The sequence below is a fragment of the Streptomyces sp. HUAS TT7 genome, assembly GCF_051550175.1.
GTDB lineage: Bacteria > Actinomycetota > Actinomycetes > Streptomycetales > Streptomycetaceae > Streptomyces.
This window is the reverse complement of sequence record NZ_CP196175.1, coordinates 3,974,296-4,001,032: the sequence shown is the minus strand read 5'-3', so window position 1 is coordinate 4,001,032 and position 26,737 is coordinate 3,974,296. Positions and strand designations below refer to the sequence as shown.

Here is a 26,737-nt window from a genome sequence, read left to right as displayed (position 1 = left end):
ACTGAGGAAACAGGTAGGTCATGGCCGGGAACAGCCAGCGCAGGAACCGCCGCACGTCCAACAAGAAGGGCGCTACGGTCGGCAGCGGTGGCCAGCGGCGCAAGGGTCTGGAAGGCCGGGGCCCCACGCCGCCCGCCGAGATGCGCAAGAAGCACAAGAAGAACCGCATCGCGACCGCCAAGGCCAAGCAGGCCGCGTCCCGCCGTCCCGCGCCGCGGCGCGGCGGCGCCAAGGGCACGTCCGAGATGGTCGTGGGCCGCAACCCCGTCTTCGAGGCGCTGCGCGACGGCGTCCCGGCGACCACGCTCTACGTCCAGCAGTACATCGACAACGACGAGCGCGTCCGCGAGGCCCTCCAGCTCGCCGGCGAGCGCGGCAACATCAACCTGATGGAGGCCCCGCGCGCCGAGCTCGACCGGATGACGAACGGCCTCAACCACCAGGGCCTCGTCCTCCAGGTCCCGCCGTACGAGTACGCGGACCCGCAGGACCTCACCGCGCTCGCGTACGACAACGGCGAGGACCCGCTGATCGTCGCCCTGGACGGTGTGACCGACCCGCGCAACCTCGGCGCCATCGTCCGCTCCACCTCCGCCTTCGGCGGCCACGGTGTGGTCGTGCCCGAGCGGCGCGCGGCCGGGATGACGGCGGGCGCGTGGAAGTCGTCGGCGGGCACCGCGGCCCGTACGCCGGTCTCCCGTGTCACCAACCTGACGCGCGCTCTTGAGGCGTACAAGAAGGAAGGCCTCACGATCGTCGGCCTGGCCGCCGACGGCGAGCACACGGTCGAGGACCTGGAGCAGATCGGCGGCCCCGTCGTCATCGTGATCGGCAGCGAGGGCAAGGGACTTGGCCGGCTCGTCGGCGAGACCTGCGACTACCGCGTGCGGATCTCGATGCCGGGCGGCGCCGAGTCCCTCAACGCCGGTGTGGCGGCGGGCATCGTGCTCTACGAGGCGGCCCGCCGACGCGCCTGACCTGGGTGATCTTGACGGGTCTCGGACAGATTCGGGCCCGTCAAGCAGTGTCCTAAACCCCCATCACTCGGTTAGATGAGTGTGGACACCAGAACGCCCCGGCCCGGGTTCGACGACCAGCCTGCCCTGAGCATGGTCAAGGTGGACTGCGACCCTGCGCAGGTCATCGTCAACCACGCGAGCTTCCGGGTGCAGCTTGCGCCCAAGTCGCTGCCGAAGCCCCTCATTTCGAGCACCGCGGTGCGCCGCAGGGCGCCCGTGGTGTGGAGCGGGAAGTCGGCGCCGGGGGCGAGCGGACTGCTGCAGGCGGTCCGCGCCACCTCCGTCGCCGGCGGCGGGGGCGAGCACTACGCCTCCGGCTCGACGCAGGTCATCCCGCGCATCACCGTCGACGACACGATGTCGACGCCGCTGATCCCCAGACCCGGCGTCGGCCCCGAGACCGCACTGCTCCCGCAGATGCGTACTCCCTACAGTCATCAACAGCCGTACGCGCCGGAGGAGTTCGAGGACTTCGACGAGCTCGACGGCGACGGGGACGACGGCTCGGCCGCCAAGCGGCGCGGTGCCGAACCGGTCCGGCACGCCTATTACCCGGGCCGCCGGATGAACCTCGGCGTCGTGCTGCTCCCGCTGCGCGTCTTCCTCGGTTTCATCTCCGTGTACGCAGGCATGGGCAAGCTGTGCGACCCCGTGTACTTCGACGGCGGCGAACGCGGCTCGATGGTCAAGTGGCTGAATTCGCTGCACCCTTGGGCGCTCGCCGAGCCCCTGCGCGACTTCGCACTCCAGCACCCCGTGGGTGCGGGCCTGACCGTCGCGTTCCTCCAAGTCGTCGTCGGCGTACTGACGATGCTCGGCCTGTGGCAGCGGGTGGCGGCCGTGTTCGGCGCGATGCTGTCGGCGGCCCTCCTGGTGACGGTGAGCTGGCAGACCGTACGCGCCTACGACGCGCCGGACATCATCTACCTCGCCGCCTGGTCCCCGCTGATCATCGCGGGCGCCCCGGTGTACTCGCTGGACGCCCGGCTCGCGGGCGAGGCCTGGCGCAAGCTCGGGCCGCGCTCCGAACTGTGGGAACTGCGGCGGCGGGTGCTGCGGCGCGGCCTGGTCATGACGACCGTCGTGGTCGGCCTCACGCTGATGACAGGCGCGCTCCTCGGCGGCGCGGTCCGCTCCACCACCGTGGTGACCGTGCCGGGCCCCGACGACGACCCGACCAACTACCTGCCCGGCACCCCGCTGCCGAGCGAGACCGGTCCCGCGCTCGCGCCGCGTACGCCCTCCATGAGCGCCAAGCCGTCGGCCAAGGCCAAGACTTCGGCGAGCCCGTCGGCGAAGCCGTCCAAGAAGCCGAAGGCCCACCAGACCGTCACGGCGGGCACCACCGGCACGCCGAGCCACTCCGCCGGCACCGGCGGCCAGCCCTCGTCCCGCCACCGCACCACCCCGCAGACCCCTCCGTCCACGAGCGTGGGCCCGACGTCGTCGGGCAGCACGGGCACCACGGGCTCAAGCAGCAACCACAACCCCATTGGGGGGCTGCTGGGCTAGGGCCGATTGGGCAAACGAAGGGGGGCCGGAACATTCCGGCCCCCCTTCGGCGTGCATCGCACCAGGGCTCAACCCTGCTGAGTCGCAAGCTCCTTGGCCGCCTCCGTGAGGTCCTTCGCCGTGTCGATGGCCCGCCAGTACGCCCCGTGGGGCAGCGGGAACCCGGCCAGGCGGCGCTCCCGGGCGAGCCGGGGGAACGTGGTGCGCTCGTGGTCGCCGATGTCCGGCAGCATCGCGGTGAAGGCAGCGGAGAAGACGTACACGCCCGCGTTGATGAGGTACGGCGAGGGCGGCGACTCGATGAAGTCGGTGATGTGGCCGAAGGCGTCGGTCTCGACGGCACCCCACGGGATGCGGGGGCGGGCCAGGGCCAGGGTGGCGGTCGCGTCGCGCTCGCCGTGGAAGGAGGCCATCTCGCGGAGCGAGAAGCGCGTCCAGATGTCGCCGTTGGTGGCGTACCAGGGCCGGTCGGGGTGCGGCAGGGAGGCCGCCGCGTACTTGAGGCCGCCGCCCCGGCCCAGCGGCTCGTCCTCGACGACCGTGGTGACACGCAGCGGAAGATCGGCCTTCGCCAGCCAGCCCTTCAGGACGTCGGCGAGGTGGCCGCAGGAGACGACGGCGTCAGTGACGCCCTCGGCGGCCAGCCAGGCGAGCTGATGGCCGATGATCGGGACCCCGGTGCCCGGGATCTCGACCATCGGCTTGGGGCGGTCGTCGGTGTACGGACGAAGTCGTGAGCCCTGGCCGCCCGCCAGGACCACGGCCTGCGTCGGAAACGTCGCAGTTGTGCTCGCAGTCATGCGGTGAACGATAGGCGTCCCCGTAGCGGGACGTCACCGCTCCTGGGCCACGCCGGAGGCGAAGGAGGTGTCGCAGACGGGGCGGGAGTACGACTGGGCCTTCACGGGGCCGTAGTGCTCGACGGCGGCCCTGCCGAGCGCGCGGGCGATCGACATGCAGTGCTGGGCGAGCGAGGGGCGGTGCTCAACTTCGCGCTGGAGGTGGGTCAGCGCGGTGCCGGGGTCCTTCTCCTGGAGCTCGGTCAGGAGCGCGTCGCGCAGGACGTCCTGCGGGGCACGGGACTTGGCGCGTACGGAGACGTTCTCGGAAGAGGCGGTCAGGATCTGCGATTCGTTGCCGGCCCAGTTCACCCGGGTGACCGCGAGCGTCCCGGAGAGCACGAGGACGACGGGCAGGACGAGGGCGAGAGTTCGGCCGATTCGGCGGGCTGTGTGCGTCACGGAGGCGAGCGTAGCGGGGAGTGATGATTTGGCGACATTTAGTCACTCTGTCGGGGGATGGTTCGACGCCGCTTTTCGAATCGTGTGTTGACGAACGGGATTCGAAATGGCCGGTGTGCCGGGGTATTTGTCGACAACGGGCTGCGGCCCCGCACTCGCATGCGGAGCCGCCGAAATCGTAGACCCCCCTGGTGGGGCCTTCGTAGCGTACTCAGTCGGTGAGGCGCTCGCCCGTCGAAGTGGAGAACACGTGGGTCTCACCCGGACGCGGGACGACGTGCAGCTGAGTGCCCTTGTCCGGGACGGCGCGGCCGTTCACGCGGACCACGAGGTCCTTCACTTCGCCGCCGACCTCGGCGGAACCGTACACATAGCCGTCGGCGCCGAGCTCCTCGACGACGTTGACGGTGACGGCGAGACCGGCCGGGGCGTCCGCGGACTCCTTGGTGAGCGTCTTCGCGGCGCCGCCGTTCTGCTCGACGATGTCGAAGTGCTCGGGGCGGACGCCGACGGTGACCGTGCGGTCGCCCTTGTCGGCGGCGGCGGACAGCGCCTCGCGGCTGACCGGCACCACGCTGTTGCCGAACTTCACGCCGCCGTCGGTGATCGGCACCTCGACCAGGTTCATGGCGGGCGAGCCGATGAAGCCGGCGACGAACAGGTTGGCCGGGCGGTCGTACATGTTGCGCGGCGAGTCGATCTGCTGGAGCAGACCGTCCTTGAGGACGGCGACGCGGTCGCCCATCGTCATGGCCTCGACCTGGTCGTGCGTGACGTACACGGTGGTGATGCCGAGCCGGCGCTGGAGGGAGGCGATCTGCGTACGGGTGGAGACGCGGAGCTTGGCGTCGAGGTTCGACAGCGGCTCGTCCATGAGGAAGACCTGCGGCTCGCGGACGATGGCGCGGCCCATGGCGACGCGCTGGCGCTGGCCGCCGGAGAGGGCCTTCGGCTTGCGGTCCAGGTACTCGGTGAGGTCGAGGATCTTGGCCGCCTCCTCCACCTTCTTCCGGATCTCCGCCTTGTTCACGCCGGCGATCTTGAGGGCGAAGCCCATGTTGTCGGCGACGGTCATGTGCGGGTACAGCGCGTAGTTCTGGAACACCATCGCGATGTCCCGGTCCTTGGGCGGCAGGTGCGTGACGTCACGCTCGCCGATGCGGATCGCTCCGCCGTTGACGTCCTCCAGGCCCGCGAGCATGCGCAGCGAGGTGGACTTTCCGCAGCCGGAGGGGCCGACGAGCACGAGGAACTCGCCGTCCTCGATCTCGATCTCCAGACCGTCGACCGCGGGCTTGGTGGAGCCCGGGTAGATCCGGGTCGCCTTGTCGAACGTGACAGTGGCCATGACTGATGTGTCCCTTCACCGGCAGGAACGTGCCGGACGATCCGAGTAGAGGGAGAAGTGGTTTAGTCCACCTGAGTGGACTGGGTCAGGACGCTACCCGGCGATCCGCGCGCTGTCAGCAGCTGAGCCCCCACAAAATTTCCGGCCGCGCCCGCGCGAGCGTTGGTTACACTTCACGGGTTGCCTCCTTAGCTCAGCTGGCCAGAGCACCGCTCTTGTAAAGCGGGGGTCGTCGGTTCGAACCCGACAGGGGGCTCGTAGGGCGAAGGCCCCCGGCCGATCTTGGCCGGGGGCCTTCGCCGTCGACCGTGCCGCCCTCTTCCCCGGTGCCGGGCGCCGACGCGGTGGAGCGGCACGGTTCTGTGGGGGCGTGGGTGCGGCGTGCGGGGATTCGACCAGGTCCGGGACACTTGGGGGGTCGGGGTGTGGGGAGAGAGGCAGTCAGCGGATGAGCCGGCGTTCCAGTGGGCTGGTCGGGGTCTGGGCCGAGGCGCAGCGGCAGCAGCAGCGCCAGCGGGAGGCGCAGCAGCGGGCGGTGGTCCAGCAGCAGCGGCAGCAGCGGACGTACGAGCGTGATCTCGCGCGGATGCAGCGGGAGCAGCAGGCGGCGTACCGGCAGGGGCGGGACGCGGACGCCCGGCAGCGTACGCAGGAGCTGGAGGAGCAAGTCGCCGCTCTGGGCGGTCTGTTGGCGGACGGGTGCCGCGCGGCGCCGTTCCGGGTCGCGTCGCTGACCCGGCCCGAGCAGGTCGCGCCGTTCGAGCCCGGGCAGCTCGCCCAGCCCGTGGCCATGCCCGATCCTGCGGGGTATCAGGCACAGGGCGGCTGGACGGCCGGGCGGCGGGCGCAGGCGCAGCAGGAGGCACAGGCCAGGTACCAGCACGACTGGCAGGCCGCGCAGGCCGCCGAGGCGCACCGCGTGCAGCAGCTCACCGCGTACCGGGCGCAGTACGACGCCTGGGCCGCCGAGCAGCTCGCCGAGGTGCGCACGCACAACGCGGGGCTCGCCCAGCTCGTGGACGCGCTGCGGGCCGGGGAGCCGGGCGCGGCGGTCGACTACTTCTCCGCCGCGCTGTACGCGTCGGGTGCCTGGCCGGAGGGGTTCCCGCGTCAGGTGTCGGCCGCCTTCGACCGGGGTGCCCGACAGCTCGTCCTCGACTGGGAGCTGCCCGGGGTCGAGGTGGTGCCCGAGGTCAAGTCCGTTCGCTACGTGGCGAGTTCGGACCAGGAGAAGGAGTCGGCGCGGCCCGTCACCCAGCGGCGGGCGCTGTACCGGGACGCGCTCGCGCAGTGCATGCTGCTCGTGCTGCGTGAGGTGTTCGCGGCCGATGAGTTCGACGTCCTGGAGTCGGTCGCGGTCAATGGCTTCGTCGATGACGTGGACCCTGCCACCGGGCGCCGGGCCGAGATCTTCCTCGCGACCGTGAGCGTGCCGCGCGCCGCGTTCGGGCAGCTGAACCTCGGGCAGGTCAGCGCGGTCGACTGCCTGGTGGAGGCGCTGCGCGGCCAGTTGTCCGCGCGCCCCGACCAGCGCACCGCCGTACGTCCTGGGCGGCGGCCCGCCGATGTCGGTACGGGTGTGGTGTCGCACGGGGGCGGCGAGGAGCCCGACCTGTTCACGATGGACCCCATCGAGTTCGAGGGCCTGGTCGCCGAGCTGTTCCGGGCGCGCGGCATGCAGGCGCTCACCACCCAGCGTTCCAACGACGGCGGAGTCGACGTCGAGGCGCTCGATCCGGACCCGATCAGCGGCGGCCGGATCATCGTCCAGGTCAAGCGCTACCGCAATACCGTTCCGCCGACGGCGGTGCGCGATCTGTACGGGACGGTTCAGGGGGCCGGCGCCAACAAGGGCGTACTGGTGACGACTTCGGGCTTCGGGCCCGGGTCGTACGGCTTCGCGGAGGGGAAGCCGCTGACGCTGGTTTCGGGGGCGGAGCTGGTGGATCTGCTGCATCAGCACGGGTTGCGGGGGCGGCTCGGGGCGGGCGCTGCGGCTTCTGCGGAGGGGGCCGTGCCGGCCCAGCGTCCGGCGGCGGAGCCGTCTTCCGAGGACTTCAACATCCTCGGCATGACGTGGACCGGGGCGGTCTCGCTCGACGTGTGCGCGCTGGTGTGCCGGGGGTCTCGGGTGCTTGCCGAGGAACACTTCGTGTTCTTCAACAACCCGGAGAATCCGGGGAGTTCGGTACGGATGGTGCCGGGTGCGGGGGGTGACCGGGCGGCGGTGCGGGTGGTCTTCGACGCGCTGCCGCCGGGGGCGGACCGGCTGGTGCTCGTGGCCGCGGTGGATCCGGAGGTGAACCCCGCCGGGGATCTGGGCGAGTTCACCTCGGCGGCGATCTGCCTGCGGGATGCGGCGGGGCGTGAGCTGGACCGGCTCCCTGTCGCGGACGGGCGTCCGGGGGAGACGGCGCTGGTGCTTGGTTCCTTCCGGCGGCGGGCGGGGGGTGACTGGGACTTCGTCCCGGGCGGGAAGGGGTATCGGGGCGGGTTGGGGGAGTTGGTGGGGGAGTACGGGGTGGTGGTGGCCTGAGGGGTGTCTCCCACCCCGCCCCTTCCCGCTGTGACACTCTGCGGCTCCGCCGCGTGGCCTCCGGGGGTTGTGGGTGTGCTGAGCTGGACTCCTGGGGCTCCGCCCCGGACCCCGTATCGCGCCTTAAGGGCGCTCGTCCTCAAATTCCCCCAAGGCCTTAAGGGCCAGGGGGGACCCCCATGACGGGCTGAAGATGCCGATGCTGGCTGGGGTCGACGCCGTTAGGGGCGCGGGGAACTGCGCGACCGGCCGTCCACCGGCCGTGGCGGAATGACGAGGCGGAGCCACGACGTCCAGGGGGCTGGGCGCAGCCCAGGGTTGGTGGGTCAGTGGCGGCCTGCGATGCGGTCGGCCAGGGTCGCGATCCGGTCCGTCGCGGCACCGTGGCGCGACAGCTCCCGCCGGTCCGCGGCCCGGTAAGCCGCGTACATGCCCTGCACCCCGAGCCAGCGCAGCGGCTCCGGCTCCCAGCGTCGTACCTCGTGGTTCACCCACGGCAGAGCCGTCAGCGAGGTACCCCCCGCCTGCCCCGAGTCCTGCCGCACCAGATCCCGCAACGTACGTGCCGCCAGGTTCGCCGTGGCCACGCCCGAGCCTACGTAGCCGCCCGCCCAGCCGAGCCCCGTCGTGCGGTCGAGCGTGACCGAGGCGCACCAGTCGCGCGGCACGCCGAGCACCCCCGACCAGGCGTGGCTCACGCGCACCCCGGCCAGTTGGGGGAAGAAGCGCACCAGGATTTCCCGTAGCGCCTCCACCGTCGCGGCCTGGGTGCGGCCGTCGTTGTCCGTCCGCGAGCCGAAGCGGTACGGCACGCCCCGGCCGCCCAGCGCGATCCGGTCGTCCGCCGTGCGCTGCGCGTACATGTACGCGTGCGCCATGTCCCCCAGCGTCTCGCGCCCCGCCCAGCCGATCGCCTCCCACACCTCCGGCCCGAGCGGCTCCGTCGCGATCATGGAGGAGTTCATGGGCAGCCAGGCCCGCCGCTGCCCCTTGAGCGAGGCCGTGAACCCCTCGGTGCAGCGCAGGATGTAGGGCGCGCGGACCGTTCCGTACGGGGTGACGGCGTGCCCGGGCCGGATCTCGGTGACCGGCGTCGACTCGTACACCGTGACCCCCAGCGCCTCGACCGCCGCCGCGAGCCCCTTGAGCAGCTTCACCGGGTGGATGCGCGCCCCGTGCGGAGTCCAGGTGGACCCGACCGCCCCGCTGACCCGGATGCGTTCCGCCGTCTCGCGCGCCCCGAGCAGTATGCGGTCCTTCTCGCCGAAGGCGGTCTCGGCGGCGTGGAAAGCCTTCAGCCGCCCCAACTGGGCTGGTGTGTAGGCGACTTCCAGGACACCGCCCCGGTGGATGTCGGCGTCGATCGACTCCTCCCCGGCGATCCGCACCACCTCGTCCACCGTGTCGTTCATCGCCTGTTGCAGGCGTACCGCGCTCTCCTGGCCGTGCAGCTTCGCGTACCGGTCGCGGCCTGCGATGCCGTTGTACAGCCAGCCGCCGTTGCGGCCCGAGGCGCCGTAGCCGCAGAAGCGGGACTCCAGGACGGTGATGTTGAGGAAGGGCGCCGCCTTCTTCAGGTAGTACGCCGTCCACAGGCCGGTGTATCCGCCGCCGACGATCACCACGTCGGCGGTCGCGTCGCCGGGCAGCGGCTCGCGGGGCGTGGGTATGCCGTCGGTCGCGTACCAGAAGGAGATTCCGCCGTTGATCGTGCTCATGGGCATGTTCGTACACCGGGCCCATCGGGCTGTCCACCCTCGGACGACCCTCGGGCAATCCTGTGGAACCTACGGAATCCGCAGGTGGCAGGCCCGTTGCGGAATCCGTGGGACCAATGGCGGCGTGGGGCGGGACCTTTGGCGGCCGGGGTGGTGCGGTGGGGTGTTTAGTGTCGAAGGTTAGGATTTTTGCTCTGTTTTGTGCCGAAAGGTTGAATCTTCATGGGTGTTCGCAGTTTCCGTCGTGCCGCCGTCGCGGTGGTGGCGGCCACGGCCCTCGGCCTGTCGGCGGCGGCCTGCTCCTCGGACTCCGGCTCGGGCGCATCCTCGCAGGCGGAGCTGACCGCGAAGACCTCTCCGGACGCCGCCACGCTCGCGAAGCTGCCCGCGAAGGTCGAGGGTGCGGAAATCGTCGTCGGCGACCCGAACGCGCCCCACACCGTGACGGTGTACGAGGACCCGCGCTGCCCGTTCTGCATGCACTACGAGGGCGGCGGAGCGGCGGCGGTCGCCAAGCTCGCCGCCGAGAAGAAGGTCAAGATCCGCTACACGATCGCCTCGTTCCTCGACGCCAACTTCGGCGGGGACAGCTCGAAGCGAGCCGTGAACGCGATGCGGGCCTCGGTCGAGCAGGGCAAGTTCCCGGAGTTCCACGCGGCCGTGTTCGCGAGCCAGCCGGAGAAGGAGACGGACGACGCCTTCACCGCCGACAACCTCCTGAAGATCGCCGACAAGGTGCCCGGCCTGCGAAGCCCTGCCTTCGACAAGGCCGTACGGGAGAACACGTACAAGGACTTCGTGAAGGCGGCGGAGGGGGCGTTCGAGAGCTCGGGCGTCAACAGCAGCCCCGTGATCCTGATCGACGGGAAGAAGCCGGCGGGCGACGGCCGGGCGATCTTCAACGAGGAGGCGTTCAAGAAGGTGCTGGCGGACGCGGGCATCTCCTAGGCAGTGCGGTCCTTGGCACGCGCCCCCGAGAACCCCATCTCCCGGCCGACCGAACGCAGCGTGTCGGCCGGGTTCCAGGGGGCGCCGCCCCGCCCGCGCGTGAGCGGGTAGCAGGCGAGCCCGATGAGCACGGATGCGAAGTGCCCGAGGTCGGTGAAGGTGCGCCCGCTGAGGAGAGGCGCGCCGTAGATGACGAGAACCGCGCCGAGGTACAGGTACCGATAGGGCCGCGCGATCCGGTACGCGAGCACGGCGACGACACCGGCGAGGGCGTAACTCACGCCCACATCAAGGGTGTTGACGGCCGAGTGGGGTGCGTAGTCGTGCCGGATCGCCCACAGCAGGGCGCCCTCGCTGATGAAGGTGGCGGCCACGTGCGTACCGAAGGCGACGGTCAGCCAGCGCAGGGTGCCGAGCCGGCGTTCGGCCTGGGCGTGGAAGACGGAGTAGAGCACGGCGTACGGGAGCCAGCCCCCGCCGTCGATCCAGAAGGCGCTCGCGATCAGGACCCGGCGGGGGTTGGTCGACAGCTCGTGGATGTTGGTGGACCGCTGCCGCAGGAACTCCGACTCGAACTCGGGTGACATGTGGTGCATGGCGATGGTGGTGACGAAGAGCGCCGCCAGCCAGAGGTAGGTGCCGGGGGCGCTGCGGATGTAGCCCCGGATGGCGCGTACGCCGGTCGGAAATCGCCTCATGCCCCGATTCACGCACGGGGGCGGGGCGGGCGGGAGGACCGACATTCGGGTCGTGCGGGCCCTGGCTTGATGTGCGGTGGTCCGGGATCACTCCCGCAGAGGTGACGGTTTCGTACGCGAACAGGTCAACTGGCGGAAATATCCCTAGAGTTGAGGGTGTCGGGCTGTCTCGGGGGGTGGGCCATGGCCATTGATCTGGCGATCGCGCTGGGTCTCATTGCGACACGGGCGGCCGTCGCCCAGCTGATCCAGGGCCGGCCCATGGACAGCGCGGACTGGGCCGGGGTGGCGACCCAGGTGGTGGACGTCCTGGTCGCCACATCGACCCGGCAGGAGTCGGATCTGCAGCAACTCGGCGGGAAATTCAACGAGTTGGGGCAGAAGGTCGACCTCGTCGGCCGGCAGGTGCGCGACATCCCGGGGCGCGAGTTCGAGGAGTACATGGCCGCCGGGCGCAGATACGTACGGGATCTGCCCGATGTGTGGCGGAGCGAGAGGGACCGCCGCGAACTGATCCGGGACGCCCGCCGCGAGTTCGTACACGCCTTCGGGATCGCCGAGCACATGAAGTCCCCGGAGCGCCAGGCGGTGGCGGATGTGGCCATCGCCGGCTGCTGGCTGTGGGTGCCCTCGCTGCCCGACGTGAAGAAGACGATCGGGGCGGCCCGGCAGATCCTGGAGAAGGAGATGCTGTACGGGACGACGCTGCCGACCAAGTCGTACGCCGATGTGCTGTACCTCTGCAAGAGGTACGGCGAGCAGCCCGCCAAGGCGGGGAAGCCGATTCTGCCTTCGGCGCCGGGAAGGCCGCCCACAGCCGGGGCACGCCTCGCCGTCCGTGTGCAGTACGGCCATCCGGTCGTGTGTGCGGGGGTGGAGGTGCGGGTGGAAGAACTCCCGCCCGTCGCCGACGACCCCCCGAGGCCGGCGCGCCCGAATCCCGACCCCCCGCTGCTGGGGAGGTTCCCGCGCAACCCCCAGGCGTCGACGCTGTTCCCGCGGAACCCCCGGCCGGATGCGGGGTTCCCGGGCAACCGTCAGCGGTTCACGGGCTTCCCGCTGAACCCCCAGACACCCGCACGGAACCCGTACCCCGCTCTGGCACCCGTGCCGCCGCCACCGCGGAAGAGGGTCAGGGTCCACGTACGGAACGACCGGGCCGAGTGGGTCGCGGTCTCCGTGACCGCCGGCGCCGTCATCGTCCAGCTCCCCGGCGCGGCGAACACCCTGCCGGCCGAGAACCGGGTGAAGCCGCGGACGGCGAAGTCCTTCGCCCTGACGCGCCCGCAGGCGGCGCTCAACTCCCCGGTCCTGGCGGCGACCCGCTTCCTGGGCGTCCCGAGCCTCCCGGCGATCGGCTTCGTCCTGCCGTAGGTCTGCGAGATGGGGCCGTTGCATGGGGCCTGCCGAACTGGCCGTGCCATGGGATCGAGGTCCGCAGGGCGAAATGGCAGAGCGGGCGACAGGGAGGCGACCTACCCTGCGCCCATGACGACGACGCCCATGACAACACCCATGATCCGCAAGGCCACCCCTTCCGACATCCCGGTGATCCACCAGATGGTCCGGGAGCTGGCCGAGTACGAGAAGTGCCTGGACGAGGCACGCGCCACGGAGGAGCAGCTCCGCGAGGCCCTGTTCGGCGAGCACCCGGCCGCGTTCGCGCACATCGCGCAGGACGAGTCGGGCGAGCCGGTGGGCTTCTCGCTCTGGTTCCTGAACTTCTCGACGTGGCGCGGGGTGCACGGCATCTACCTGGAGGACCTGTACGTACGCCCCGAGGCCAGGGGCGGCGGCCACGGCAAGGCCCTCCTGACGGAACTGGCCCGCATCTGCGTGGCGCGGGGGTACGAGCGCCTGGAGTGGTCGGTCCTGAACTGGAACACCCCGTCGATCGCGTTCTACGAGTCGCTGGGGGCGCGGCCGCAGGACGAGTGGACGGTGTACCGGCTCACGGATGAGGCGTTGACCGCCCTCGGGGCGTAGCCGAGTACGACATCTGACGAAGGCCGGTCCCGCTTCGTGCCCCCGCATTCCTGATCGAGCGTCCGGGCTGCCCGCGAGGCCCTGGCCGGCCGATGGCGGGACATCTGTTTCAAGCACGTCGGTCGTCCAGCCGGGCCAGCCTGAGGTCCTTCAGTGCCAGAGACGCCGCCTCCATTGCGCTGTTGAAGGCCACCTCCGAGAGGATTCCCGGGGCCGCCACCTGGTCGCCTGCCAGGTACACGCTCTGGCCCCGGGCGATTGCGGGGCGGTCGCGCCATGTTGTGCCGGGTGGGTCGACCGCGCCCGTGCGGCCTGTCGCGACGGCCTCGCGGCGCCAGGCCGTGCGGTCGCGCCAGCTTGGGAACCCCGCGTCCAGCAGGCGTTCCGCGTGCTCGACTCCGGCGGCCTTCGATGCGTCCGGGGCGATGGGGAAGTGGCCCTGGTACAGGTGCTCGCCGGGCGGGGCGAGGCCCGGGTCGTTGCCGGTGAAGCGTTCCAGCCAGCCGGGGGTGTCCAGGTCGGAGACCACGAACGGGTCGCCCCGGCGGGCGGCCAGCGCCAGGTCGAGCAGGACGGAGCGGCCGCTGGGCCAGGTGAGGCTGGAGTCGCCGAGGAGGCGGCGGGCTGCGTCCAGGGAGGTCGCCACCACGACGGGGCCTTCGGTGGTGCCGGGGAGTTCGGCGACCCGGGCGTCCGTCTCGATGCGTACGCCCAGGTCCCAGGCGCGCGACGCCATCCGCTCGATGAGCGCGCCCCAGCCGCCGACCGGGTAGTGCGCCTCGGGCGGCAGGGCCGCCGCGCGGTGCAGGCGCTCCTGTACGAAGCGGGCGGACAGCGAACCGGGGTCGTGGTGGAAGAGGGCGACGGCTATGTAGTGCGCGGTCGCGCGGGCGCCCTGACTGCCTATGTGCTTAGTGGCCCAGGTCGTGAAGTCGACGTCCACCGGGGCCAGTTCGGGGCGTTTGCGGGCCAGGCGGAGCAGGGCGAGCGGCGGGGTTCGGTGCAGGGTTCCGCGCCGGAGGAAGCGGAACCGTATCGCCTCCGCAGGCCGTACGGACGCGACCGGGCCGAGCAGTCCGCGCTGCTTGAGCCAGGCCCAGTGCGGGCCGCCGCTGTAGAGGGCGTGCGGACCCTCGTTCGTCCGGTACGGGGCGGCGGCCGTACGGGCCCGGCCGCCCAGGCCGCCGTGCGCCTCGTACAGGGTGACCGACGCGCCGGACTCGGCGGCGGTGATCGCGGCGGTCAGTCCGGCGAAGCCGCCGCCAATGACGGTGATCCGGCCGGTGCGGTCCCGGTTCGTCCCCGCTGCCCTTGCCGACAATGCTGACATTGCTGTCTCCATTCGCGATGCGCACGGCGTACGGAGACTGGACGGGGCGGGGGGCCGGAATGTGACATGTCCGGGCTGCGAATTTACGGAGCTGGGGGTTCCCCCCTGCGCGAGCAGGGGTGATTGTCAGTGCCATGGTCCAGCATGGGGACATGGCAGCGGCACGGAGTGCGAAGAAGACGGCGGCTACGGCGGGTGCCCGCAGGGCGGAGGTGCGACTGCCACCACTGGCGCCGTTCGGCGCGGGTGAGCTGGAGCCGGAGGGTGACTATGACGGGCTGGAGTTCAGGGACCTCGATCTGGCGGGACAGCAGGCGCACAGCGCGCGCTTCCTCGACTGCGGGATCTACGGATGCGGCCTGGACGATACGCGGCTGACCGGGGCCCGCTTCATCGACTCGGTGCTTTCGGGAATCCGCGGTGTCGGTACGGATCTGGCGCGGGCGAGCCTGCGTGACGTGGAGGTGCGAGACGTCCGGATGGGCGGAGTGCAGCTGCACGGCTCGGTGCTCGAACGCGTGCTGATCAAGGGCGGAAAGATCGACTACCTGAACCTGCGCGAGGCCGAGCTGCGTGACGTCGTCTTCGACGGCTGCGTCCTGTCCGAGCCGGACTTCGGCGGGGCCACGCTGGTGCGCGTCGAGTTCCGCGGCTGCGAACTGCGCCGGGCCGACTTCACGGGCGCCCGGATGAAGGACGTCGACCTGCGCGGCGCGACCCTGCTCGACATCGCACGCGGGGTGGAACGACTCGCGGGCGCGGTCATCAGCCCGACCCAACTCCTCGACCTGGCACCGGCGTTCGCGGCGCAGGTGGGGGTGAGGGTGGAGGCGTGAGGGTCCGCTGAGGGCGGGGGTTCGGGCGAGGGGATTCGCCGCCGCCCGGCCCGGTTGGCCGCCGGGCCCGTCAGGCCATTCCCCCGGTCAGGCCATTCTGGGGAAGCGGGCCTGGAGGTCCCAGACGATCGGGTTGTCGCCGAGGCCCTCGTGCATGTCGGTCAGATCCGCGATCAGGTCGTGCAGGAAGTCCCTTGTCTCGCGGCGGAGTTCGGTGTGCGCGAAGGTGAGGGGCTCCTCGTCGGCGGGCATCCAGTCGGCCTCCACGTCCACCCAGCCGAATCGGCGCTCGAAGAGCATCCGGTCCGTCGACTCGGTGAAGTCGATCTCGGCGTACTGGGGCCGCGCGGCGCGCGAGCCGAGCGGGTCGCGGTCCAGGCGCTCCACGGTGTCGCACAGCGCCCACGCGAAGTCCAGCACCGGCACCCATCCCCAGGCTGTGGATACCTCGCGGTCCGCCTTGGTGTCGGCGAGGTAGACGTCTCCGCAGAACAGGTCGTGGCGCAGGGTGTGGACGTCTGCGCGGCTGTAGTCGATGTGGGTGGGGTCGGGGAAGCGGCGGGATAGGGAGTAGCCGATGTCGAGCACGGGTCGATGGTGTCATGTCTGGGGTGGGCACCCCTTCCGCAGCCCTCTCACGGGGCTCCGCCCCGAACCCCGGGCTGTCCGCGCTGGGCTGCGCCCTGACCCGGGGGCTCTGCGCTGGGGCGCGCCCTTGAACCCGGGGGGGGTGTCCGTGCTGGGCTGCGCCCTGCCCCCCGGAGGCTTCGCCGCCGTACCTTCTCGGGGGCTCCGGCCCCGGGCCTGCTCCTCAAACGCCGGAGGGGGTGACTGAGTGATCCTTCGGCTGCGAGCCGTGCGTGGCTGGTCGCGCAGTTCCCCGCGCCCCTAAAGATTCCTTCGACCGCGGGCCGTGGGTAGCTGCTTGCTCCCCCAAGTTCTCGGCTTCGCTCGAACAAGGGGGACCCCATCGCGGCGGAGCCGCACATGTCACAGCCCCGCGCCCTAGCTGCATTGGTGCTGGCCCGCACCGGGGCATTTCAGCCTGTCCGGCGTTTGAGGACGAGCGCCCTTCAGGCGCGAACGGGGTCTGGGGCGGAGCCCCAGGAAACCGGCTTCACCCTTTCCAACCCCCGGCGGGTCTAGGGAAGGGGCGGGGTGGGGGCATCCGGGGTCTGGGGCGGAGCCCCAGTGCAGCCTGCCGGGGGTTGCAGCCCCCAGAGCCACGCGGCGGAGCCGCACGCCCCGCCCGGGGAGCCACCCCGGGCCCCGGCGGGGCCACCCGCACTCCGCCCGGCCTACGGCAAGAGCCTCCGCTCCTTGGCCACAGAAACCGCCCCCGCCCGCGTGTCAACGCCCAGCTTCTCGTAGATCCGCCCCAGATGCGTCTTCACCGTCGCCTCGCTGATGAACAGCGCCCGGGCAATCTCCCGGTTGCCCAGACCGTTCGCCAACTGCGCCAGGATGTCGAGTTCGCGAGGGGTGAGGGTGGGGCGGGAGGCACCGCGGAGCTGGTTCATGACGCGGCTGGCCACCGGCGGGGACAGCGTGGTGCGCCCCTCGGCGGCCGCCCGGATCGCGGCGAAGAGCTCCTCGGGGCGTTCGGCCTTGAGGAGGTAGCCGGTCGCTCCCGCCGCGATCGCCCGCGTGATGTCCGCGTCCGTGTCGTACGTGGTGAGAACCAGGACGTGCACTCCGGTCGCCGCGATGCGCCGGGTCGCCTCCACGCCGTCGATGCCTGGGCCCAGCTGGAGGTCCATCAGCACCACGTCCGGCTTCAGCTTGGCCGCCGCGGCCACCGCCTCCTCGCCGCTGCCGGCCTCCCCGGCCACCTCGATGTCCGGCTCGCTGCCGATCAGCGCGAGCAGGCCCGCGCGTACCACCGCGTGGTCGTCGCAGAGCAGAATCCGTACGGGGTCGGTCATGGCCGGGGCTCCAGGGGGATCGCGGCGGACAGGACGGTGCCCTCGCCGGGGGCCGACTCCACGGTCAGGCTCCCGCCGAGCTGCCGCACCCGCGCGTACATGGCGGGCAGGCCGTAGCCCCGTACGCCGGGGGGCTGCGAAGAAAGGGGGCCGGCGTCCGCCGAGGCAGCTGGGGCGGGCCCGGACCCGGGGGGCGGGTCCACCCCCGGGGTGGAGGCGAGGCTGGAGGCGGAGGCGGGGTCCACCCGTACGACAGGCCCCTGGGCGGCCCCGCCCCCCGAGTCCCCCCGCACATCAAGAGCCCCCGGGCCGAAACCCCGCCCGTCGTCCGCGATGTCGAGGACCACCTGGTCGCCCAGATAAGTGAGAGTCAGCGCCGCCGTCGTGGCCCCCGCGTGCTCGCGTACGTTCGCCAGGGCGCCCTGGGCGATGCGCAACAGGGCGGACTCGACGCGGTCGGGCAGCGGGGCGTTCGGCGCCCCGTCGATGTGGCAGCGCACCTCGACCGGCCCCGATCCCGACTCCACCGACTCCCGCGCCGCCAGCGTGCGCAGCGCCTCGTCCAGGCCGCCGCCCTCCGCCAGGTCCGCCGGGGCCAGGTCGTGGACGAAGCGGCGTGCCTCCGCGAGGTTGCGCTCCGCGATGGATTCCGCCGTACGGACATGACGGCGCGCCGCGTCCGGGTCCGCGGCCCACACCCGGTCCGCCGCCTGGAGCAGCATCTGCTGGCTGGACAGGCCCTGCGCGAGGGTGTCGTGGATCTCCATGGAGAGCCGCTGCCGCTCGGCGAGCGTGCCCTCGCGGCGTTCGGTGGCGGCGAGCTCGCGCCGGGTGCGCAGGAGGTCGTCGATCAACTCCCGCTGCTGGTCGGCCAGTTGGTGCTGCCGGTCGGCCTGGCGCTGCATCTGGACGAACACCGCCGTCGCGATCGCGGCGACGGCGGGCGGCGCGAGGACGAGGTTCGGGTCGAAGCCGTCGGAGGACAGCTCGACCTGGGCCGTGACGACGAACGCCGTAAGCACCCCGACGAGCACCAGCGCCGCGCGCGGTCGCAGCGTGCGCAGGCCCGTGTAGAACAGCGGCACCGCGCACCACGCGAAGCTCGGTGCGAGCACGACCAGGACCATCCAGGTGGCCACCACCCCGCCCAGCCACGCGAGCCGCCGCGGTGTCGGCCGCGAACCCAGCGCCGGGCCGAGCACGTACAGCACGGCCAGCGCGGCCGACAGCGCGATGATCCAGGGCGTGCGCGGCTCCCCGGGATGCCGGATCAGAAACCGCGCGAGCGAGGCCCCGAGCAGCAGAAAGAACGCGGCATGCATGACAACGGGCAGCCAGCGCTCGGTGCCGGCCGGGTCGACGCTGCCCCGCGCCCCGGGGGCGCCGCCACCCGCCCGCACATCAGCGCTTGCCGTGGCGTTGTCGCTGTTGTCGGTCCGGGTGTCAGTGTGCCGCGTCCCGTGGTCGGTGTCGGGTGGGTTTATGTCTTCCCGCGCCTCGGGGGCACTGCCACTCGCCCGCACATCAGCGCCTGCCGCTCCGTCGTCGGTGCCGGCCGGGGCGACAGGGTCCCGCGCCCCGTCGATGCCGCTGCGGGTCCGGGCGCCAACACGGCCCGCCCCGGCCTCCGTACCGGCCGGCACGGCAACCCCCTCCGCCCCGCCCCCGGTGCCGAGCGGCTCCCCGCCATCCTCCGCCCCGCCCCCGGTGTCAGCCGGATCGTCGCTCATCCACCCTCCTCACCTGCGCATACGTACTCATCCGCACTCATCGTGACCCGATCCGGTCACCCTCGCATCAGCCGATCGGCTGACGGGAAGGTCAGCCGGTCCGGGTTCCGCGGGCAGCCGGAACGCCGACCGCACGCGGCCCCTGCCGCCCCCAGGATCGAAGCATGAACCTCAACAGCACGCAGAACACCAGGACCAAGCGGCTCGCCCTCGGCGCCACCGCCCTTGCCATCGCCGCCGCCGGAACCTTCGGTGCCGTCTCCGCCAGTGCCGCGGGCCCGGCCGCGCAGAGCACCACCAGCAGCGCCGCCAGCGGCAACCTCACCACCTCCACCCACCTCACCGTCGCCGCCGCCACCAAGGCCGCCCAGGCCGCGCTCGACGCCGCGGGCAAGGAGAACCAGAAGGTGTCCGTCGCCGTCGTCGACCGCAACGGCAACACCCTCGTCACCCTGCGCGGCGACGGTGCCGGGCCGCAGTCGCCCGAGTCGGCCGTGCGCAAGGCGTACACCGCCGTCTCCTGGAACGCGCCCACCTCCGAGCTGGCCAAGCGCCTCGCCCAGGCCCCGAACCTCAAGGACATCCCCGGCACCCTGTTCCTCGCGGGCGGTGCCCCCGTCCAGGCGAAGGGCGCGCCGGTCGCGGGTATCGGCGTGGCCGGTGCCCCGAGCGGCGACCTCGACGAGAAGTTCGCCCGGGCGGGCGTCGCCACCCTCGACAAGTGAGCAGCGGCCACCGCCCGTAGGATCACAGGCGTGGAAAAACGACCGGAGAGGCGGGCAGCGTCGACAGGGCGCGGGGCCAACCGCGCGAGCAACGCCCGCCGCACCCGCCTCGCCACCGTCGCACTGCTCACCGCCCTCGCCGTCACCTCCTGCACCGGCGGAGTGACCGGCACTCCGGGCTCCTCCGGCACGCGCGACGCGCTCTTCCCCAAGCTCGGCAGCGACGGCTACGACGTCCAGCACTACAGCCTGGACCTCGACTACGACCCGGCGAGCGGGCACCTCAAGGGCGGGGCCACGATCGTCGCGCGGGCCACCAAGAACCTCAGCGCCTTCTCCCTCGACTTCGCCGGGATGGACGTCGAAGGGGCCACCGTCGACGACGAGCCCGCCGCCGTCAACCGGGCCGGCGACGAGCTGACGCTGCGCCCCCGTACGGACCTCACCCGGGGCGAGACGTTCACCGCGTACGTGCGCTACTCGGGCAGCCCGAAGACCATCACGGACCTCGACGGCTCCGAGGAGGGCTGGCTGAAGTCGCCGAACGGGGGCGTGCTCGCGCTCGGCGAACCGACCGGCTCGATGGCCTGGTTCCCGTCCAACAACCACCCGAGCGACAAGGCCACGTACGACATCAAGGTGACCGTGCCGGACGGTCAACAGGCCGTGTCCAACGGCGAGTTGGTGTCCAAGGTCAGCAAGGGCGGGCGTACGGCGTTCAGTTGGCGGGTCAAGGAGCCCATGGCCACCTATCTCGCGACCGTCGCCATCGGGCCGTACGAGATCGACGACAAGGGGCTGACCAAGTCCGGCATCCCGATCTACAACGCCGTCGACCCGGGTGTGAAGAAGCAGACCGCCGGCGTCGTCGCTCAACTCCCGGACATCATCGCCTGGGAGGAACACAACTTCGGGCCCTACCCGTTCGCGTCCACCGGCGTGATCGTGGCGCCGGAGAAGGCCTCGGGCTACGCCCTGGAGACGCAGAACCGGCCGGTGATACCGCTGGACCACTTCGATCTGAGCACCCTCGTGCACGAGCTCGCCCACCAGTGGTTCGGCGATTCCGTCACCCCGGCCGCGTGGCGCGACATGTGGCTGAACGAGGGCTTCGCGCAGTACTCGGAGTGGCTGTGGGCCGAGGACCACGGCGGGCCGAGCGCGCAGCAGCAGTTCGAGGAGGAGTACGCCAAGGGCGACGGCGACGAGATCTGGGCCTTCCCGCCGGCCGAGCCGCCGACCGCCGCCGATGTGTCCGGGCGGCCGGTGTACGTGCGCGGCGCCATGGTCGTCCACAAGATCCGGGAGGCCGTCGGCGACGAGAAGTTCTACACGCTCGTACAGGACTGGGTGCGCACCCACCGGCACGCCAACGCCTCGACCGAGGATTTCACCCGCTTCGTGGACGACGCGGCGGGGCACAAGCTCTCGGCGGTGTGGGACACCTGGCTCTACGGGGACGGGAAGCCCGACTCCCCGTAGAACCAGGTGGGTTGATCCGCTACTTCACATCGGTCACTTCACGTTGACGGCGGTCCAGGCGGCCGCCACCGTCTTGTACTCGGTGCTGGTCGTGCCGTACAGGTCGCCCGCCGCCTTGAGGGTCGCGGCGCGCGCGGCCTTGTAGTTGGTGGTCGACGTCATGTACGTGGAGAGCGCCTTGTACCAGATCTTGTACGCCTTGACCCGGCCGATCCCGGTGACCTTGGAGCCGTCGGCGGTCGGCGAGTTGTAGTTCACGCCGTTGATCGTCTTCGCGCCGCTGCCCTCGGACAGCAGGTAGAAGAAGTGGTTGCCGACGCCGGACGAGTAGTGCACGTCCTTGTTGCCGACCCCGCTCGACCAGTAGTCGGCCGACGCGCCGTCCTTGCTGGGCTTGTCCATGTAGCGCAGCGGCGTGCCGTTGCCGTTGATGTCGATCTTCTCGCCGATGAGGTAGTCGCCCTTGTCGGAGGCGTTGTTGGCGTAGAACTCGACCGACGTCCCGAACATGTCGCTGGTCGCCTCGTTGAGGCCGCCGGACTCCCCGCTGTAGTTCAGCTTGGCGGTGGCGGCGGTCAGGCCGTGGCTCATCTCGTGCCCGGCCACGTCCAGCGCGGTGAGCGGCTTCTTGTTGCCCTCGCCGTCGCCGTACGTCATGCAGAAGCAGCTGTCGTCCCAGAACGCGTTGACGTACGCGTTGCCGTAGTGGACCCGCGAGTAGGCGGCCTTGCCGTTGCCCGCGATGCCGTTGCGGTTGAGCTCGGTCTTGTAGAAGTCCCAGGTCTCGGCCGCACCGTAGTGGGCGTCGACGGCGGCGGTCTCGCGGTTGGACGGCGTGCCGTCGCCCCACGTGTCGGTGGACTTCGTGAAGAGCGTGCCGGTGCCGGAGCTGCCGCCCTTCAGGTCGTACGTCTTGTGACCGCCGCGCGCGGCGTCGGTCAGGCTGTAGGTCGAGCCGCTCTTGGTGGTGCCGAGCGTGACCTTGCCGGAGTACTCGCTGGTGCCCGTGCCGGTCTCGATCTCCTCGTGGGAGTAGAGCTGGGCGCCGGTGGTGGCGTCCGTGACGATGTCGCGGCGGCTCGGCGTGCCGTCCGGCTGGGTGCCGGTGACGGTGCGCTCGTAGGCGAGGACGGGCTTGCCGTCCGCGGCCCAGACGACCTTGCGCGAGCCGGTGGGGGCGGCCTTGAGCGCGGTGGTGGTGGCGACGGCTATCTTCGCGTCGGTCGCCTTGTCGACGCCCTTGAGGGTGCCGTTCTTCGCGGTGTGCACGACGAGGTCGCCGCCGAGGACGGGCAGGCCGTCCAGGGTGCGCTCGTAGCGGGTGTGGACCGTACCGTCGGCGTCCTTGATCACATCGCGGACGACGAGCTTTTCCTTGGCGCCGAGCCCGAGTTGCTGGGCAGTGGCGGGGGCGGCTTCCTGGGCCGTGCGCAGGGCGTCGGCACGCTGAGCGGTGCTGAGGTCCATGGCGGTGGCACCGGCGGCGCGGTCGGTGGCGCCGGCGGTCGAGCCGGCTTGTACGCCGACGACGACCATGGCGGCGGATGCAGCAAGAGCGGCGGCACGCAGAGTGGTTCGCACTCGGTGGTCTCCTTCACTCGTTCCGTGGGGGCGAGTTGGAGACTGCCAGCTAATGACTACTTCTTGACAGAGACCCGACAAATATTTGGCTTGATCGTGTCCGAATCTGGGTCGTTGGTGTCCGCTGACCGACTAATTCAAGCCGTGCTAGGGGGAGTTGAGGCCACGGATGCGTATGAGGTGGCTCCGGGGGTGAACGAGAAGGTGCCCCCGGCGTGAACGCCGGGGGCACCTCACACGCGTCAGCGGGCGCGTCAGACGTTCACGCCGAAGTCCTGCGCGATGCCGACCAGGCCCGAGGCGTAGCCCTGGCCCACGGCGCGGAACTTCCACTCGGCGCCGTTGCGGTACAGCTCGCCGAAGACCATCGCGGTCTCGGTCGCGGCGTCCTCGCTCAGGTCGTAGCGGGCGATCTCGGCGCCGCCGGCCTGGTTGACGATGCGGATGTAGGCGTTCCGCACCTGGCCGAAGTTCTGGGAGCGGGCCTCGGCGTCGTAGATGGAGACCGGGAAGACGATCTTGTCGACGTCGGCCGGCAGGCCCGCCAGGTTGACGTTGATCGCCTCGTCGTCGCCCTCGCCCTGGCCGGTGGTGTTGTCACCGGTGTGGACGATGGTCTGGTCCGGCGTCGACTTGTTGTTGAAGAAGACGAAGTGGCCGTCCGAGTACACCTTGCCCGTCGCGTTCACCGCGATGGCCGAGGCGTCGAGGTCGAAGTCGGTGCCGGTGGTGGTACGGACGTCCCAGCCGAGGCCGACCGTGACGGCGGTCAGGCCCGGGGCCTCCTTGGTGAGCGAGATGTTGCCGCCCTTGGACAGGCTTACAGCCATGGGATGTCCCCTTCTTCGTGATGTGCGGGCTTCGAGCCGTCCCGAAGCTACCGTCATCCCCCATAACGTCGGCAGGGGACCGTGAGGTTCCATCCCGCTTTGCTTTCTTTGCCAAGAGGCCGACGAGAGGGGCGGACGCTGCCGCCCGTAAGAGAAGCGTGAGGAAAAGCGGGTGACGCGGTGCCATGCACCCGTCACCATGGATGTCATGTCCGGGCCCTATCTCATCCGCGGCTCCGTCTCCCTCCCGGAGGCCGAGCTGATCTGGCGTTTCTCCAGGTCGTCAGGGCCCGGCGGCCAGCACGTCAACACCAGCGACTCCCAGGTGGAGCTCCGCTTCGACCTGGCGAGGACCGAGGCGCTGCCGGAGGTCTGGAAGTCCCGCGCGCTGGACCGGCTCGCGAGCCGTCTGGTGGGCGGCGTCATCTCCGTACGCGCCTCCGAGCACCGCTCGCAGTGGCGTAACCGCGAAACCGCGGCGGTCCGCCTGGCCTCCCTCCTCGCCGAGGCCACCGCCCCGCCGCCCAAGCCGCGCCGCGCGACGAAGATCCCGCGCGGCATCAACGAGCGCCGCCTCCGCGAGAAGAAGCAGCGGGCCCAGACGAAGAAGGGGCGGTCGGGGCGGGACTGGTGACCCCGTCCCGCCCCGGCCGCCCCTGCGTCACCCAAACCGGGTCAGAACAGCTCGTTGTAGGTGTTCCAGCCGCCGCCGAGCGAGGCACGCGGCTTGAACTTGCCGCCGTAGGCGCCTTGCCCGTCGTACCGGTAGCCCTGCCCGGACGCGTCGACCGCGATCAGGTCGGTGGTGCCGTCGCCGCTCGCGTCTGCGACGGTGGCCAGCATGGTGTAGCCGTTCCAGCCGCCGCCGAGATCTTGGCGCGGGCCGAACGGGGCGCTGCCGTTGCCCGTGCCCGGGAAGAGGTAGAGGTGACCGTCGTCGGCGCGGGCCAGCACATCGGCGCGGCCGTCCCCGTTGACGTCGCCGGAGCCGAGGATCTTGTTGTACGCCTTCCAGTCGTCACCGACCCGGATGCGATCGCCGAACTTCCTGGCCGAGCCGTCGCCCGGGTAGAGCCACAGGTCGCCGGTCCTGTCGCGGGCGAGCAGGTCGGCGTGGCCGTCACCGTTCAGGTCGCCGGGACCGGTGATGGAGGTGTAGGTGTCCCAGCCGGCACCGAGGTCCCCGCCGCTCTGGTAGCCGGAGGTGACGAGGTGGCCGCCGGTCAGGCGCAGCGAGGTGTCGAAGCCGGTTCCGTCGAGTGAGAAGGCGCTGCCGATGTAGTCCTTGTCCGGGGCGCCGGCGGACGGGGCCGAGAACTGCCCGTTGTTCAGGGCGCGGCGGCTGGAGACCCGGCCGTTGGCGTCGCGCCCGGAGAGGCCCGACTTGCCGAAGGCGGCTCGCCCGCCGACACCTGCGATCACCTGGGCATCGTTCCAGCCGGACCGGTACTTCACCGGGTCCGCGAACCGGCCCCCGCCGATGGAGCGGTACAGGTAGAGGTCGCCGTCCAGGTTGCGGGCGAGGAGGTCGGAGAGGCCGTCGCCGTCCCGGTCGTCGGCGCTCAGGAGCTGGTTGTACGCGTGCCAGCCGGCGCCCAGTTCGACGCCCGGCTTGAACGGCTGCTCGGCCTTGCCGGTTCCGGCGAAGAAGAGGAGGTCGTCGGTCCTGTTGCGGGCGTAGACGTCGCCGATGCCGTCGCCGTCGGCGTCGCTCACCCCGACGATCTGGTCGAAGTCGCTCCAGTTGCCGGGCACCTTGATCCGCGCACCGAACGGCGCCTTCAGGTCGCCGGTGCCCGGGAACAGGTAGAGGTCGCCGTCGTACGTGCGGGCGAGCAGGTCGTTCTTGCCGTCGCCAGTCAGGTCACCCGCCGCGGCGATCTTGTTGTAGACGTTCCAGCCGGTGCTGGTCCAAGTCGCGGCGTACGGGTCCTGGTTGACGTTGGCGAAGAGCTTGAGCGTGCCGTCGGACGACACGGTGATGAGCTCCGACATGCCGTTGCCGTCCAGGTCGCCGGGGGTGACCAGGTCCCGGGCGCCGACGAGGTCCGCGTCCACGAGGAAGGGCCCGAGCCGGCCCGATTCCTTGGCCGAGTCGCTGAGGAGGTAGCTGCTCGGGTAGCCGACCGAGCCGTTGCGGACGATTTCCCCGAGCCCGTCCCGGTCCCAGTCGAACCGCGGCTTGGCCTTGGTGGTGGCGGCAGCCTTCGGCGCCCCCGGCCCCTTCGTGTCGGCCAGCGCCGGAGTGCTGAGCAGCGTCCCCGCCGCGACGGCGATCGCCGTGCAGGCCGCGATGCGGCGAGCGCGGCCGGACGTAAGGGTGTTGCGCATGGTCCCCCCCCAGGACATGGGCGTACGTGGATGACGTACGCGGAATGTGTCCGGGCAGCGAAGTCTGTGTGCCCGGTATGTAAAGGGAGCTTATGTAGGGGGAGATGAGGGGGAAAAGGGGCTTGTGTGACAGCCGTGTCACAAGGGGGAACGGACGCATGACGTCCGGTTCGCCCCGAAGTGGAGGGAGTCGCTCCAACTGCCCGTACCGACCCGAAGTGGAGGGGTCACCCCAACTGCCGGTACCGCCCCCGGAAGTACGTCAGCGGTCCGCCCTCCGCGCTCGGCAGGTTCGCCGTCAGGACGCGGCCGATGGCCAGGGTGTGGTCGCCCGCCACCACGCGCTGTTCGGTGCGGCACTCCAGGGTTGCCAGCGCGCCGCCGACCAGGGGGGCGCCGCTCGCCTCGCCCCTGGTGTACGGGATGTCCTCGAACAGGAGGCGGTCGCTGATCCGGCCCTTCATCGCGAACCGGCCCGCGACGTGCCGCTGGCTCTCGGAGAGCAGGGACACCGCCCACAGGGGCTGCTCCGCGAGGAGGTCGTCCATCCGCGAGCCGTTGCGCAGCGAGACCAGGACGAGGGGCGGGTCGAGGGAGACCGACATGAAGGCCGTCGCGGTCATGCCGACGTCCTCGCCGCGCGGGCCGTCGTCGCTGTCGTGCGCGGTCACCAGGACCACGCCCGCGGCCAGCCGGGACATCGCGGCGCGGAACTCGTCATTGCTCACCCCCACAGGATGAGGGGTCGTTGGGGCAAGTGTGGAAAGGGCGGCGGTAAGGGGTGTCTGCAACACAACCGGAACGCTAGTCTCCTGCCACCGCGGACCACATCGGGCGCGGGGACCAGCCGGGACCTAGGTCTCGCGGCCGAGCCGCACCCTCGTGTCAACGGGTTCGGCGAAGTTCCCAGTCCGTTCTCAGTTTGCGTTCAGGAAAGGTAGGGGGCAAAGACGGAAAGAAC

23 protein-coding genes and 1 tRNA gene are annotated in these 26,737 nt (G+C 71.1%); 11 read left to right on the top strand and 13 right to left on the bottom strand.

Annotation, left to right across the window (positions count from 1 at the left end):
* The first annotated feature begins 20 nt into the window (after positions 1 to 20).
* Together rlmB and ACSHXC_RS17995 are read left to right on the top strand one after the other, a co-directional pair.
* Positions 21 to 977 (top strand): 23S rRNA (guanosine(2251)-2'-O)-methyltransferase RlmB, encoded by a 957-nt coding sequence (gene rlmB, locus ACSHXC_RS18000; RefSeq protein ID WP_438292558.1) that lies wholly within the window; start codon positions 21 to 23, stop codon positions 975 to 977.
* Between the two features lie 75 nt (positions 978 to 1,052).
* Complete coding sequence (locus ACSHXC_RS17995; RefSeq protein WP_438292557.1) at positions 1,053 to 2,531, top strand: DoxX family membrane protein; 1,479 nt, start codon at positions 1,053 to 1,055, stop codon at positions 2,529 to 2,531.
* 68 nt (positions 2,532 to 2,599) lie between these two features.
* Here ACSHXC_RS17995 and ACSHXC_RS17990 read toward each other — a convergent pair whose 3' ends face one another.
* The 3 genes from ACSHXC_RS17990 to ACSHXC_RS17980 all read right to left on the bottom strand — a co-directional run bounded on the left by ACSHXC_RS17990 (position 2,600) and on the right by ACSHXC_RS17980 (position 5,120).
* Positions 2,600 to 3,331, bottom strand: coding sequence for a nucleotidyltransferase family protein (locus ACSHXC_RS17990; RefSeq protein ID WP_438292556.1), 732 nt, complete (start codon positions 3,329 to 3,331; stop codon positions 2,600 to 2,602).
* Positions 3,332 to 3,364: 33 nt separating this feature from the next.
* Complete coding sequence (locus tag ACSHXC_RS17985; protein ID WP_053728175.1) at positions 3,365 to 3,772, bottom strand: hypothetical protein; 408 nt, start codon at positions 3,770 to 3,772, stop codon at positions 3,365 to 3,367.
* A 211-nt stretch (positions 3,773 to 3,983) separates the two neighbouring features.
* Positions 3,984 to 5,120 carry an ABC transporter ATP-binding protein gene (locus ACSHXC_RS17980; protein WP_189965084.1) on the bottom strand — a complete coding sequence of 379 codons (1,137 nt, stop codon included), beginning with the start codon at positions 5,118 to 5,120 and terminating at the stop codon, positions 3,984 to 3,986.
* 182 nt (positions 5,121 to 5,302) lie between these two features.
* On the opposite strand from ACSHXC_RS17980, the gene ACSHXC_RS17975 reads away from it, so the two are divergent.
* Together ACSHXC_RS17975 and ACSHXC_RS17970 are read left to right on the top strand one after the other, a co-directional pair.
* Positions 5,303 to 5,376: transfer RNA gene (locus ACSHXC_RS17975), tRNA-Thr, on the top strand.
* Positions 5,377 to 5,568: 192 nt separating this feature from the next.
* Positions 5,569 to 7,656: a restriction endonuclease gene (locus ACSHXC_RS17970; RefSeq protein ID WP_438292555.1), complete on the top strand. Its 2,088-nt coding sequence runs from the start codon at positions 5,569 to 5,571 to the stop codon at positions 7,654 to 7,656.
* Between the two features lie 326 nt (positions 7,657 to 7,982).
* Here the strand turns inward: ACSHXC_RS17970 and ACSHXC_RS17965 are convergent, their stop codons facing one another.
* Positions 7,983 to 9,374 (bottom strand): NAD(P)/FAD-dependent oxidoreductase, encoded by a 1,392-nt coding sequence (locus ACSHXC_RS17965; protein ID WP_438292554.1) that lies wholly within the window; start codon positions 9,372 to 9,374, stop codon positions 7,983 to 7,985.
* A gap of 222 nt (positions 9,375 to 9,596) precedes the next feature.
* Between ACSHXC_RS17965 and ACSHXC_RS17960 the strand changes: the two genes are divergently transcribed.
* Positions 9,597 to 10,322: a DsbA family protein gene (locus ACSHXC_RS17960; RefSeq protein WP_438292553.1), complete on the top strand. Its 726-nt coding sequence runs from the start codon at positions 9,597 to 9,599 to the stop codon at positions 10,320 to 10,322.
* Here ACSHXC_RS17960 and ACSHXC_RS17955 read toward each other — a convergent pair.
* Entirely contained in the window at positions 10,319 to 11,020 is a 702-nt protein-coding gene (locus ACSHXC_RS17955) for a rhomboid-like protein (RefSeq protein ID WP_438292552.1), read from the bottom strand. The genes ACSHXC_RS17960 and ACSHXC_RS17955 overlap by 4 nt on opposite strands.
* A 183-nt stretch (positions 11,021 to 11,203) precedes the next feature.
* Between ACSHXC_RS17955 and ACSHXC_RS17950 the strand changes: the two genes are divergently transcribed.
* Both ACSHXC_RS17950 and ACSHXC_RS17945 read left to right on the top strand, forming a co-directional pair.
* Entirely contained in the window at positions 11,204 to 12,394 is a 1,191-nt protein-coding gene (locus ACSHXC_RS17950) for a hypothetical protein (protein WP_438292551.1), read from the top strand.
* Between the two features lie 141 nt (positions 12,395 to 12,535).
* Positions 12,536 to 13,006 (top strand): N-acetyltransferase family protein, encoded by a 471-nt coding sequence (locus tag ACSHXC_RS17945; protein WP_438296658.1) that lies wholly within the window; start codon positions 12,536 to 12,538, stop codon positions 13,004 to 13,006.
* A 109-nt stretch (positions 13,007 to 13,115) separates the two neighbouring features.
* Here the strand turns inward: ACSHXC_RS17945 and ACSHXC_RS17940 are convergent, their stop codons facing one another.
* Positions 13,116 to 14,336, bottom strand: coding sequence for an NAD(P)-binding protein (locus ACSHXC_RS17940; RefSeq protein ID WP_438292550.1), 1,221 nt, complete (start codon positions 14,334 to 14,336; stop codon positions 13,116 to 13,118).
* Between the two features lie 152 nt (positions 14,337 to 14,488).
* Here ACSHXC_RS17940 and ACSHXC_RS17935 point away from each other — a divergent pair, with 152 nt between their 5' ends.
* Complete coding sequence (locus ACSHXC_RS17935; RefSeq protein WP_438292549.1) at positions 14,489 to 15,172, top strand: pentapeptide repeat-containing protein; 684 nt, start codon at positions 14,489 to 14,491, stop codon at positions 15,170 to 15,172.
* An 87-nt stretch (positions 15,173 to 15,259) separates the two neighbouring features.
* On the opposite strand, the gene ACSHXC_RS17930 is transcribed toward ACSHXC_RS17935, so the two are convergent.
* From ACSHXC_RS17930 to ACSHXC_RS17920, 3 genes are all read right to left on the bottom strand, one after another.
* On the bottom strand, positions 15,260 to 15,760 hold the full coding sequence (locus ACSHXC_RS17930) for a hypothetical protein (RefSeq protein ID WP_438292548.1): 501 nt from the start codon (positions 15,758 to 15,760) through the stop codon (positions 15,260 to 15,262).
* 710 nt (positions 15,761 to 16,470) lie between these two features.
* The gene (locus ACSHXC_RS17925) at positions 16,471 to 17,097 is read right to left on the bottom strand and encodes a response regulator (RefSeq protein ID WP_438292547.1); all 627 of its coding nucleotides are present in this window, start codon (positions 17,095 to 17,097) and stop codon (positions 16,471 to 16,473) included.
* Positions 17,094 to 18,497, bottom strand: coding sequence for a sensor histidine kinase (locus tag ACSHXC_RS17920; RefSeq protein ID WP_438296656.1), 1,404 nt, complete (start codon positions 18,495 to 18,497; stop codon positions 17,094 to 17,096). Before ACSHXC_RS17920 ends, ACSHXC_RS17925 begins: the two co-directional genes overlap by 4 nt.
* 494 nt (positions 18,498 to 18,991) lie before the next feature.
* On the opposite strand from ACSHXC_RS17920, the gene ACSHXC_RS17915 reads away from it, so the two are divergent.
* The gene (locus ACSHXC_RS17915) at positions 18,992 to 19,552 is read left to right on the top strand and encodes a GlcG/HbpS family heme-binding protein (RefSeq protein WP_438292546.1); all 561 of its coding nucleotides are present in this window, start codon (positions 18,992 to 18,994) and stop codon (positions 19,550 to 19,552) included.
* Positions 19,553 to 19,582: 30 nt separating this feature from the next.
* On the top strand, positions 19,583 to 21,034 hold the full coding sequence (locus tag ACSHXC_RS17910; RefSeq protein ID WP_438292545.1) for a M1 family metallopeptidase: 1,452 nt from the start codon (positions 19,583 to 19,585) through the stop codon (positions 21,032 to 21,034).
* A 33-nt stretch (positions 21,035 to 21,067) separates the two neighbouring features.
* Here the strand turns inward: ACSHXC_RS17910 and ACSHXC_RS17905 are convergent, their stop codons facing one another.
* Entirely contained in the window at positions 21,068 to 22,570 is a 1,503-nt protein-coding gene (locus ACSHXC_RS17905) for a M4 family metallopeptidase (RefSeq protein ID WP_438296655.1), read from the bottom strand.
* A 299-nt stretch (positions 22,571 to 22,869) separates the two neighbouring features.
* A complete protein-coding gene (locus tag ACSHXC_RS17900) occupies positions 22,870 to 23,445 on the bottom strand; it encodes a TerD family protein (protein WP_438292544.1) in 576 nt (191 codons plus the stop codon).
* A gap of 199 nt (positions 23,446 to 23,644) precedes the next feature.
* Here ACSHXC_RS17900 and arfB point away from each other — a divergent pair, with 199 nt between their 5' ends.
* The gene (gene arfB / locus ACSHXC_RS17895; RefSeq protein WP_189965344.1) at positions 23,645 to 24,079 is read left to right on the top strand and encodes an alternative ribosome rescue aminoacyl-tRNA hydrolase ArfB; all 435 of its coding nucleotides are present in this window, start codon (positions 23,645 to 23,647) and stop codon (positions 24,077 to 24,079) included.
* A gap of 41 nt (positions 24,080 to 24,120) precedes the next feature.
* On the opposite strand, the gene ACSHXC_RS17890 is transcribed toward arfB, so the two are convergent.
* Positions 24,121 to 25,776, bottom strand: coding sequence for an FG-GAP repeat domain-containing protein (locus ACSHXC_RS17890; RefSeq protein ID WP_438292543.1), 1,656 nt, complete (start codon positions 25,774 to 25,776; stop codon positions 24,121 to 24,123).
* 227 nt (positions 25,777 to 26,003) lie between these two features.
* On the bottom strand, positions 26,004 to 26,570 hold the full coding sequence (locus ACSHXC_RS17885) for a flavin reductase family protein (RefSeq protein WP_438292542.1): 567 nt from the start codon (positions 26,568 to 26,570) through the stop codon (positions 26,004 to 26,006).
* Positions 26,571 to 26,737: the final 167 nt, after the last annotated feature.

Bases quoted from the DNA above. Each gene is read 5' to 3' on its own strand.
- rlmB (WP_438292558.1), top strand. From the start codon at position 21: ATGGCCGGGAACAGCCAGCGCAGGAACCGCCGCACGTCCAACAAGAAG.
- ACSHXC_RS17995 (WP_438292557.1), top strand. From the start codon at position 1,053: ATGAGTGTGGACACCAGAACGCCCCGGCCCGGGTTCGACGACCAGCCT.
- ACSHXC_RS17990 (WP_438292556.1), bottom strand. From the start codon at position 3,331: ATGACTGCGAGCACAACTGCGACGTTTCCGACGCAGGCCGTGGTCCTG.
- ACSHXC_RS17980 (WP_189965084.1), bottom strand. From the start codon at position 5,120: ATGGCCACTGTCACGTTCGACAAGGCGACCCGGATCTACCCGGGCTCC.
- ACSHXC_RS17970 (WP_438292555.1), top strand. From the start codon at position 5,569: ATGAGCCGGCGTTCCAGTGGGCTGGTCGGGGTCTGGGCCGAGGCGCAG.
- ACSHXC_RS17965 (WP_438292554.1), bottom strand. From the start codon at position 9,374: ATGAGCACGATCAACGGCGGAATCTCCTTCTGGTACGCGACCGACGGC.
- ACSHXC_RS17960 (WP_438292553.1), top strand. From the start codon at position 9,597: ATGGGTGTTCGCAGTTTCCGTCGTGCCGCCGTCGCGGTGGTGGCGGCC.
- ACSHXC_RS17955 (WP_438292552.1), bottom strand. From the start codon at position 11,020: ATGAGGCGATTTCCGACCGGCGTACGCGCCATCCGGGGCTACATCCGC.
- ACSHXC_RS17950 (WP_438292551.1), top strand. From the start codon at position 11,204: ATGGCCATTGATCTGGCGATCGCGCTGGGTCTCATTGCGACACGGGCG.
- ACSHXC_RS17945 (WP_438296658.1), top strand. From the start codon at position 12,536: ATGATCCGCAAGGCCACCCCTTCCGACATCCCGGTGATCCACCAGATG.
- ACSHXC_RS17940 (WP_438292550.1), bottom strand. From the start codon at position 14,336: ATGTCAGCATTGTCGGCAAGGGCAGCGGGGACGAACCGGGACCGCACC.
- ACSHXC_RS17935 (WP_438292549.1), top strand. From the start codon at position 14,489: ATGGCAGCGGCACGGAGTGCGAAGAAGACGGCGGCTACGGCGGGTGCC.
- ACSHXC_RS17925 (WP_438292547.1), bottom strand. From the start codon at position 17,097: ATGACCGACCCCGTACGGATTCTGCTCTGCGACGACCACGCGGTGGTA.
- ACSHXC_RS17915 (WP_438292546.1), top strand. From the start codon at position 18,992: ATGAACCTCAACAGCACGCAGAACACCAGGACCAAGCGGCTCGCCCTC.
- ACSHXC_RS17905 (WP_438296655.1), bottom strand. From the start codon at position 22,570: ATGGTCGTCGTCGGCGTACAAGCCGGCTCGACCGCCGGCGCCACCGAC.
- ACSHXC_RS17900 (WP_438292544.1), bottom strand. From the start codon at position 23,445: ATGGCTGTAAGCCTGTCCAAGGGCGGCAACATCTCGCTCACCAAGGAG.
- arfB (WP_189965344.1), top strand. From the start codon at position 23,645: ATGGATGTCATGTCCGGGCCCTATCTCATCCGCGGCTCCGTCTCCCTC.
- ACSHXC_RS17890 (WP_438292543.1), bottom strand. From the start codon at position 25,776: ATGCGCAACACCCTTACGTCCGGCCGCGCTCGCCGCATCGCGGCCTGC.